An 8,973-nucleotide genomic window follows, 5' to 3' on the forward strand; every position below is an offset into this window, starting at 1 on the left:
TGGAGATGTCGTGAGACCCACAGGTTGGACAGGTCATCTCAATGGCCATGGAGGCTACCCCCTCAGAATCTATAAATACGACAGCGTTGCCTTATTTTTTCTCCATCCTTTACGTTAGTCCACTACCCCCAAGTGATTTAGCTTGCCTGCAGCTCCAGGGTTTTCCATCAGAACCAGTTTCAAGGGTGGCTCAGCGATGGTGAAGTTCGCATAGCCTGGACGGCGTTTTGCTGGCTCAGTTGCAAATAGTTTGGTGTAGAAATCCACAGCAGCATCGATATCACTAACATTGAGCGCCAATTGAACACGAGTCATGATTTGATCCTCACTATATTGATGAGTATCGATATTTGAGTCTATCGATATTATGGCAAGCTATATTGATATGTGTCAATATAGAAGGCATGAAGTTATCTAAACCTGCTGCTTCTTGCTGTTCTTCTTTGCTGACGGGGCGTTTGACACTTGATGAGGCGACTCACCTCGCTGTACCTTTTCGTGCGTTGGGCGAACCCGTGCGGTTGCAGATGCTGAGCTTGATCGCAGCGCAGCCAAATAGAGAGGTTTGCGCCTGTGAATTAGCACAGCCGTTAGGGTTGTCACAACCAACCGTGAGTCATCATCTCAAGATCATGTATGAGGCCGGTTTGCTGGAGCGGGAGCGGCGAGGGACATGGATCTACTACCGAATTTTGCCGGAGAAGTTAGTAATGTTGCGAGAGTCACTCTCGTAAGTTGCCCTGCATAACAAGTTACTGCACCGGAATGTTAGGATATGGTCGATTGAGTTGCAAAGGTTAGCTGCGTCCGGTGAGCGGAAACGTTCTACTGCTTGCGTTTTCGGTTAGGGGAAGTGAGAGGTCATCTGTTGATGCTAGGGATTAAGCTTAGGAGCACCTCGATTAATTGCCTTGTTGAGAATTTTTGGAGCCCGGAAACTTTGAAGTCTCGTTGTCATTATCAATAGGATTTGTATTTTTGAGGTTCCCTTAACAATAGTCCGGACACTTTACCAAACAAGCGCCGAAATCCTTGATTTCTCGTCGGTCAGACTGCTGTTGAAGAGGGCTGAAACCCGCACTCTACCGTTACCTGCCAAAAACTGTCCGGAGTGTTGCTTAACTGAAGCAGTCTCAATATTTCTTAGGGTGGTTAGATCTTATGAGCAGCTTACAAGATAAAGTAGCAATCGTCACAGGATCTTCGCGGGGAATTGGTAGCGTCATTGCAAAGGATTTGGCAAAAGAAGGCAGCAGTCTAGTTATCAATTACTCTGGTAGCGAAGCTGCTGCAAAAGGCGTTGTGGACGAGATTACTACGGTAGGTGGCACCGCGATCGCAGTGCAAGCAAATGTGGCATCTCCAGGCGATATGACTGCTTTGTTCGATGCAGCCATTGCTCAATATGGCAAAGTCGATATCTTAGTGAATAACGCATTGGCTTCTAGTAATTTGCCAGCAAAGAAGGCATAAATTAGTGTAGTCCTTTAATTCTAATTCGAGGTGTATATGTCAAAAAATATTATTCGCATCAATCCAAAATTGTTGCCTAATTCTAGTGAAATGGGCTATTCGCAAATTTCTGTTGTTGAGCCCGGCCGCATGGCCTACATATCGGGCCAGGTGGCATGGCAGCCAAGTGATGAACCGGTGCCAGAAAGTTTAGTTGAGCAAATGAGGCTTGTTTCACAAAATGCTCACTCTGCCCTGGAGGCAGCAGGCGCCAAGCCGGAGGATGTTGTGATAGCAAGGGTCTATGTCGTTGATCTGACGCCTGAAAAATTAGAAGAGCTTATGCCGTCATTTTTATCCACTTTTGAAGGTGCTCAGCCATGTGTGACTGGGGTTGGGGTTCAGGCTCTAGCAGCGCCGGATCTTAAGGTTGAAATGGAGTTGGTAGTCAGGCTACCTGATTGAGCTACTGCCTGACAAAGCTGCCCCATATGGTGGGTGTTAGATGACTTGGCAAAGCTCGTTGACGGGTCTATGTCTGGAACTTCTTCATCGTAGCCTGGTCTGTCATGACATCGCTGGTTAAAGGCTTACCGCTTGGGTTGGTGCTCCGGCCCTGGCGCTCTTCCCAAAACTAGGCTCAGCCCAAGAAATCCAAACTGAAAGGAGATCTCAAAATGAAGTTTGCGACGAGCGATGGAACTGATATTTTCTACAAGGATTGGGGCAGCGGCCAGCCGATTGTGTTCTCCCATGGCTGGCCGTTGAGCGCCGATGCCTGGGATGCCCAGATGCTGTTTTTTGGCCAGCAGGGTTATCGAGTGATTGCCCATGACCGTCGCGGGCACGGGCGTTCGGCACAACCTTGGGACGGCAATAACATGGATCGCTATGCCGATGATCTTGCTGAGCTCATCGAACATCTCGATCTGCACGATGCGATTCTGATTGGCCACTCGACCGGCGGCGGGGAAGTGTCCCACTACATCGGACGCCATGGCAATGAGCGTGTGGCCAAGGTTGTACTGGTTGGTGCGGTTCCACCGCTGATGCTCAAGACCAATGCGAATCCCAATGGCACCCCGTTGGAGGTCTTTGACGGTATCCGAAACGGCACCGCCCTGAACCGTTCACAGTTCTTCCGCGATCTCACCACGCCTTTCTATGGCTTCAATCGTGGGGGCGTCGACGACAATGAAGGTTTCCGCGAAAGCTTCTGGCTTCAGGGTATGTCTGGCGGTATCAAAGGTCTTTATGACTGTATCCATGAATTTTCGGAAGTCGACTACACCGCAGATCTTGAGGCGATCGCCCGCCCGACGCTGACTATTCATGGGGATGATGATCAGATCGTGCCAATTGAAGCGTCTGCAAATCGCGCCGCTGAAATCGTCCAAGACGCAGTGCTAAAGGTCTATCCAGGCGGCGGCCACGGCCTTGCTCAGCTGCAAGCCGAGCAATTTAACGCTGACGTGCTGGACTTCATTCGCGGCTGAAGCTGCGCTTTGCAGTCCTGGTATGACCCCGTAACCTCTGAATCTCGCTGCGTCATTTAACAACCGCGCGGCACCGGAACATACTTGCTTTTTCATTGAGTTGTGAAGAGAGTCTGAATCAGGTGAGCGCGAGCAGTTATGCCGCGAAGCTTAGTATTGATGACCGAGTCCAAGTCACCGGAGCTAGATGGAAACCTCAGCCTCTCTGACAAAATCTTGTCGCGTTCCCGTCTAATGCAACCTCACAACATCTTTTCGGAGTGAAGTATGAACAAACTTCTCGACAAGTCGCGGCACCTTCCGGTTGGTGAGATCCGCCAAACGATCTCGATCAGTCCCGTGACGTTGTCCGTACCGCAACGCGGACAACCGCTCGAAATGCGAATTACGGCTCCTTTGGAGGGGGGCAAACTCCCGATCATCCTCTTGTCTCACGGTGATGGTCCGTCCCTGTATCTGCCTTCAAAGGATGGGTATGGCCCGCTTGCAAACTTCTATGCAGAACAGGGCTTCGCAGTGATTCAGCCTACACATGCCAACTCGAAAGTCGCGGGTCTGTCTCATGATCTTCCGGGCGCACCGCTGTTCTGGCGGTCGCGGGTCGACGAGATGAAACTGATTCTGGATAATCTGTCCGAAATCGAGCGGATGATTCCTACCCTTTCACAACGGTTGGATCATGGAAAGATTGCTGCAGTTGGTCACTCGATGGGGGGGCAGACAGTCGGTATGTTGCTTGGCGCACGATTGACGGACTCTAGGCGAGATGCTGACCATGACGTCAGCGTGATTGAACCTCGGATCAAGGTCGGAGTTCTCCTGGCTCCTCCCGGTAATGGAGGAGATGAACTGAGCGACTTTGCACGTGAGAACTTCACGGAACTGAACCCAGATTACTCGCATTTGATCACGAAATCTCTCGTGGTTGTCGGTGATGCGGATGTGAACCCGTTCATGACTGTGTGCGGGCCAGAATGGTATACCGCTGCCTATCGCGATGGCCCCGGCTGCGACAGCCTTTTGACGCTGATAGGCGGAATGCACGGGCTTGGCGGGATCGCGGGATATGATGCAAAGGAAACTGGCGACGAAAACCCGGATCGCCTGGCCATTGTCCAACGAATGACGGCGGCCTATCTACATTCGGCTCTCTATGACGAAGATGCCGCCTGGGAAACTGCTCGTGAGGCACTGGCGAGACACGCGGCCGATCTGGCTTACGTCGAAAGTAAGTGCGATCGCTAATCGCATAGGCTTGGTTGAGGTACGAAACCCAATGCTCAAAAGGCTTGGCAGCTTCCGGGTACTGGGGTTTGAATATCTAAGCAGGCGTGTTCACAGATGGTAGACACCAGCTAACAACGCCCATGCACACCGACCGCCGGGGGTTTGTCTGTTGGGAGCGAGAGGTTATCTGCGGTGGGTGATGGGCACCGTTAGGCAACCGCGATGCCAACTCGATCGATGTCAGATGCCTGGTCAGTCAAAGCGGCGTAAATTTGGGGCCTGCAAGAAACTATCCGATCGCCAGCGGGGCCATCAGCTCTGGATCCTGAAACAGCGGCGTGCTCAGGTAGCGCTCCCCAAAGCTGGGCTGAATAATTACGATCAGCTTGCCCTCATTTTCGGGACGGCAGCCGACCTCCACGGCGGCCTTTACCGCCGCGCCAGTGGAAATGCCAGAGAGCAACCCCTCTTCACGGGCCAGGCGGCGACCGTAGGCGATCGCATCCTCATCCGCCACCTGCACCACCTCGTCGATCAGGTCTACATTGAGCACCTCGGGGATAAACCCGGCCCCAATGCCCTGAATTTTGTGGGAGCCGGGGCGACCGCCTGAGAGCACCGGGCTATTGACCGGCTCGACCGCGATCGCCCTAAAGTCGGGCTTGCGCTGCTTTAGCACGTCGGCCACGCCGGTAATGGTGCCGCCCGTACCCACCCCGGCCACCAGCATATCCACCTGGCCATCGGTGTCGGCCCAGATCTCTTCGGCGGTAGTGCGGCGGTGAATATCGGGGTTGGCGGGGTTGCGAAACTGTTGCAGCATGTAGGCATTGGGCAGGGCATCGAGCATATCCTGGGCTCGCTGAATGCAGCCTGACATGCCCGCCGTGCCTGGGGTCAGCTCTAGCTCGGCACCGTAGGCCCGCAGCATCGCCCGCCGCTCTGAGCTCATGGTCTCGGGCATGGTGAGAATCAAGCGATAACCCTTGGCCGCCGCCGCCATGGCCAGGGCAATGCCGGTGTTACCCGAGGTGGGCTCGACCAGGGTGGTCTGGCCGGGGGTGATCAGCCCCTCCGCCTCAGCGGCTTCGATCATGTTGATGCCGATGCGGTCTTTGACCGAGGCGGAGGGGTTCATGCCCTCTAACTTAATCACCAGTCGGGCCAGGCAGCCCGTCTCCTTTGGAATGCGGTTGAGCTGCACCAGCGGGGTACGGCCAATCAGCTGGGTCACGTTTTCGGCAATTCGCATGGGCCTGGCCTAGATGTAATACATAATGTCGACTTGCTGCTGGGCGTTGCGCTGCTCGACCAGGTCTTGTAGCGTGTGCTTTTGCAGCACCCCTTCAGCCGCCTGACGCACCTCACCCCACACATTTTGGATCACCTGGGCCTCGGGCGTATCGGCCACCTGGGTCGGGTCGGGCTGCCCCTCAAACCCCTCAATACAGCTCACCACATCATAAAGGGTAATCTTCCACGGATCGCGGGCTAGCAAATAGCCCCCCCGCGCCCCCCGCTGGCTTTTTACCAGACCGGCCCGGCGTAGGGTAGCCAGCAACTGCTCCAGGTAGCGATCGGGAATGTTTTGCTGGCTGGCAATCTGGCGAATTTGCAGTGGTTCGCCACTGGCATAGTGGGGGCTCAGTTCCAGCAGCGCCAGCAGCGCGTATTCACTTTTAGACGACAAATCCACAGGCAGAGCAGGTAAAGAGCGATACCTCACAGTATACTCCGGTTCTCCACTGGGGTTTGCAGGATTGCATGATGACCTCACCATGACCTCACCATGACCTCACCGATTTGTATTGGCCTGCACTAAACCAACCGGGGCTTCGCAGTAGTCTGCTTGTCTACATGGCGATCGCGATGGTTCTGAGTAGAGTCAAGGCAGGTTATAAGCAAGCCTGCTCAGGGCAGCGGAGCCGGTTCCGTAGTCCCCTGCTCCCCGCCATCCGTAACATCCATCGCGGGCCGACATTAGCGCGACCAAACCAAACCACCCTTTGCGCTGCACCTCGTACAGCCCACCCCTAGGAGGCACGACTCGCTATGAGCCCACTTAACCTGGTTGTCGATCAGCTGCTCAACCCCATTGAGTCTCCCCAGGCCGCTGCGGTGGGTGACCCCATTGCCCTCGAAGGGCTGGCCGATTTTCTTGAAATCTTGCAGTTTCTCATCCGCGAACCCTCCGTCGTGGGCAGTGAAGACTCTTTCTTTCGGGTGCTGCGCCGCGAGCTCGAAGAAGTCGGGGCCGAGGTCAGCCACTATCACGGTGTCTTGGTGGCCCAGGGTAGCCGCCCCCACGAGCTGATGCTGTCGGCCCACATCGACCGCCATGGGCTGCTCTGTACCGGGCCGAATGAGTTTCAGTATGCTGCTTTTATTGCGGGCAACCAGAGCGAGTTGACGGGCGACTCGGTATCTGAGGAGATGCTCCACATCATTGAAAATCGCTTTCAGGGCCAGCGGGTGCAGGCTCACCTGCCCTATACCGGCACTTACATCGGCCAGGGGGTGATTACCAACTCCTTCATTTGCCCCGAGCGCCACAACCTAATCTTTGAAGTCGAAGGGCTAGACTACCTGCAACCGGGCACGCCGGTTTCGTTCCTCGATCGCCTGCAATTTAATGACGGCTACATCTCGGCCCAACTCGACAATGTGATCAGCGCCGCTATCATTATTTTTTTGTTTCGCTGCGGCTTTGAGGGCACCGCCCTGTTTACCGCCCAAGAAGAGTCGGGCCGCAGCTGGCGCTATGCCCTGTCGTGGTTTCAGCGCCAGCGCCTGGGCACCGATCGCCTGATTGCCCTCGACACCAGCCCCTACCACAACCGCGAAGCCGCCGACGAGCAGCTTGTCACCCTGCGCCGCAAAGACGCCAGCGCCGACTTTGCCCCCGGCATCACCCTAGATCTGGCCGATCGCTGCGATCGCCTCGGCATTGCCTACAGCTACAAAGACGACTATATTGCTGCCCAAAACTTGACTCGACCCAAGCCCTACTCCCTGGGCCGCACCGAGATGGGCCGCCTCACTGCCGCCACCGACGGAGCCGTGACGGGCACCACGCTGCAAATTCCCACTACCGAGTACCACACCGCTACCGAGACGGCCTCGCTGGCTTCGGTAGCGGCGGTGATCAGCCTGTTGCAGACTTACATCAACTAGAGAGGCCAAGCTTGCTCTGAACGCTGAGCTTGATGGCGTCATCGAATACAGCCGCCTAGGGTGATACCCTGACGGTTCTCGCGATCGCCCCACCTCAGGCAGGGACAGAGAGAATAAAAGTTCACTGTAAACAATAATAATTTTTTCTTAGTGGTATTGAAGATTTCTTTGAATCAGGGATAATAAAAGTAGTCTCTGTTACCAAAATCCCAGAGATTTCTCTGTCAGGAGCCCTATCCCATGAAATTTAACGATCGAGAAGCCCAACGAGCTCACCAACCACAACCGCACCAGCTCCGTTACCAGCTGGGAGCCGTCGGTTATCCTCAAAAACGCTCCTCCGCTGAGACCACCGCCCCAAACCCCGACGCTCCACCCGAAGAGTCTGCTGGCGGCTGGTTTGGGGGTCTGATGCAGCGCATCCGCCAGTGGCATGCCCAGCGCCTAGAGCCCAAGATCACGGCAACGACCGATCCCTCGGGTCACCTGTGGTGGCAAGTCTACGATCCCCGCACTAACCAGCGTAAGTGCCTATATTCTGAGGCTGAGGTTATGCGCTGGTTAGACAATGAAGCCTGGTTTTAAGAGCGATTGCTCCCGACTGCGATCGCCTGACCCAGCTCTAAGTCATTGAGAATAGGCACAGAATGCAGGCTACAGCCGACTAGCCAGCGCCTCCATCGGTGTCAATGCCCAACGAAAGTTGATAGATCAGCTTTTTGGGTTGCCCGGTGGCTTTGGCTAGCTGGCGGCTGGCATCGGCGCGCGAAATTCCCTCGTGCAGCAGGCGCTCTAGCTCAGCCTTGAGCGCCTGCTCAGACACCACCGGAACGTCGCGGGTTGCCCCCTGAATGACTATGGTGAATTCGCCCTTGGGGGCGGTGATTTGGTAGTGCGCTAGGGCATCACCCAGGGTGCCGCGCCAAAATTCTTCGAATCGTTTGGTGAGTTCGCGGCCCAGGGTGATGGGTCGCTCTGCACCCAGGGCGGCGGTGAGATCGGCTAGGGTTTTGAGCAGCTTGTGGGGTGCTTCGTAGAGAACTATAGTGCGCTCCTCCTGGGCTAGGGATTCTAGTCGGGCGGTGCGATCTTTGCCCTTGAGCGGGAGAAAACCCTCGAAAATGAAGCGATCGCAGGGTAACCCTGATACACACAGCGCTGTCATCGCCGCCGTTGGCCCCGGTATGGGCACTACCGGAATATTGGCTTCAACACAGGCCGCCACCAACTCATAGCCTGGGTCTGAGATCCCCGGCATACCCGCATCGCTGACCAGCGCTACGGCGTGCTGGCGGGTTTGCAAATGGTGCAACACCTCGCCAATGCGACTCTGGCGATTGTGCTCGTGGTAGCTGATCTGGGGCGTGGTGATCTGAAAATGCTGAAGCAGTTTGCCGGTATGGCGGGTGTCTTCGGCGGCAATTAGATCCACTGACTGTAAAAGCCTGACCGCTCGAAAGGTCATGTCTTCCAGGTTGCCCAGGGGGGTGCCCACCACGTAGAGATGGCCGGGTTTGAGGTCAGAGTCGGGGGCCGAGGCCATGGTCGGGGTGGCGGTAAAGGTCTATTTTATACGCGACGAGGGAGGTGAGGAGCGGGGAAGTGAGGGAGCGGGGGAGTGAGG

General features: G+C 55.4%; 10 protein-coding genes and 1 pseudogene. 7 read left to right on the forward strand and 4 right to left on the reverse strand.

Annotated elements, in window-relative coordinates; genetic code table 11:
* Positions 1-123: 123 nt before the first annotated feature.
* A pseudogene (locus IQ254_RS27315) lies at positions 124-315 on the reverse strand (VOC family protein); the annotation flags it as partial.
* A gap of 89 nt (positions 316-404) precedes the next feature.
* Here IQ254_RS27315 and IQ254_RS27320 point away from each other — a divergent pair.
* The 5 genes from IQ254_RS27320 (at position 405) to IQ254_RS27340 (ending at position 4,193) form a co-directional block, all read left to right on the forward strand.
* A complete protein-coding gene (locus tag IQ254_RS27320) occupies positions 405-734 on the forward strand; it encodes a helix-turn-helix transcriptional regulator (protein ID WP_193969308.1) in 330 nt (109 codons plus the stop codon).
* Positions 735-1,161: 427 nt separating this feature from the next.
* Entirely contained in the window at positions 1,162-1,473 is a 312-nt protein-coding gene (locus tag IQ254_RS27325) for an SDR family NAD(P)-dependent oxidoreductase (protein ID WP_193969309.1), read from the forward strand.
* Between the two features lie 36 nt (positions 1,474-1,509).
* The gene (locus tag IQ254_RS27330; protein WP_193969310.1) at positions 1,510-1,917 is read left to right on the forward strand and encodes a RidA family protein; all 408 of its coding nucleotides are present in this window, start codon (positions 1,510-1,512) and stop codon (positions 1,915-1,917) included.
* A 212-nt stretch (positions 1,918-2,129) separates the two neighbouring features.
* On the forward strand, positions 2,130-2,948 hold the full coding sequence (locus tag IQ254_RS27335; RefSeq protein ID WP_193969311.1) for an alpha/beta fold hydrolase: 819 nt from the start codon (positions 2,130-2,132) through the stop codon (positions 2,946-2,948).
* A 267-nt stretch (positions 2,949-3,215) separates the two neighbouring features.
* A complete protein-coding gene (locus IQ254_RS27340; protein WP_193969312.1) occupies positions 3,216-4,193 on the forward strand; it encodes an alpha/beta fold hydrolase in 978 nt (325 codons plus the stop codon).
* A 271-nt stretch (positions 4,194-4,464) separates the two neighbouring features.
* Here the strand turns inward: IQ254_RS27340 and cysK are convergent, their stop codons facing one another.
* Together cysK and IQ254_RS27350 are read right to left on the reverse strand one after the other, a co-directional pair.
* Positions 4,465-5,427, reverse strand: coding sequence for a cysteine synthase A (gene cysK / locus IQ254_RS27345; RefSeq protein WP_193969313.1), 963 nt, complete (start codon positions 5,425-5,427; stop codon positions 4,465-4,467).
* A gap of 9 nt (positions 5,428-5,436) precedes the next feature.
* On the reverse strand, positions 5,437-5,871 hold the full coding sequence (locus IQ254_RS27350) for an Rrf2 family transcriptional regulator (RefSeq protein WP_193969314.1): 435 nt from the start codon (positions 5,869-5,871) through the stop codon (positions 5,437-5,439).
* 356 nt (positions 5,872-6,227) lie between these two features.
* Between IQ254_RS27350 and IQ254_RS27355 the strand changes: the two genes are divergently transcribed.
* Both IQ254_RS27355 and IQ254_RS27360 read left to right on the forward strand, forming a co-directional pair.
* Complete coding sequence (locus IQ254_RS27355) at positions 6,228-7,349, forward strand: peptidase M42 (protein ID WP_228041151.1); 1,122 nt, start codon at positions 6,228-6,230, stop codon at positions 7,347-7,349.
* Between the two features lie 240 nt (positions 7,350-7,589).
* Complete coding sequence (locus tag IQ254_RS27360) at positions 7,590-7,934, forward strand: hypothetical protein (RefSeq protein ID WP_193969315.1); 345 nt, start codon at positions 7,590-7,592, stop codon at positions 7,932-7,934.
* A gap of 79 nt (positions 7,935-8,013) precedes the next feature.
* Here IQ254_RS27360 and rsmI read toward each other — a convergent pair whose 3' ends face one another.
* On the reverse strand, positions 8,014-8,892 hold the full coding sequence (gene rsmI, locus IQ254_RS27365) for a 16S rRNA (cytidine(1402)-2'-O)-methyltransferase (RefSeq protein ID WP_193969316.1): 879 nt from the start codon (positions 8,890-8,892) through the stop codon (positions 8,014-8,016).
* Positions 8,893-8,973 lie beyond the last annotated feature (81 nt).

The sequence above is a fragment of the Nodosilinea sp. LEGE 07088 genome (assembly GCF_015207395.1).
GTDB lineage: Bacteria > Cyanobacteriota > Cyanobacteriia > Phormidesmidales > Phormidesmidaceae > Nodosilinea.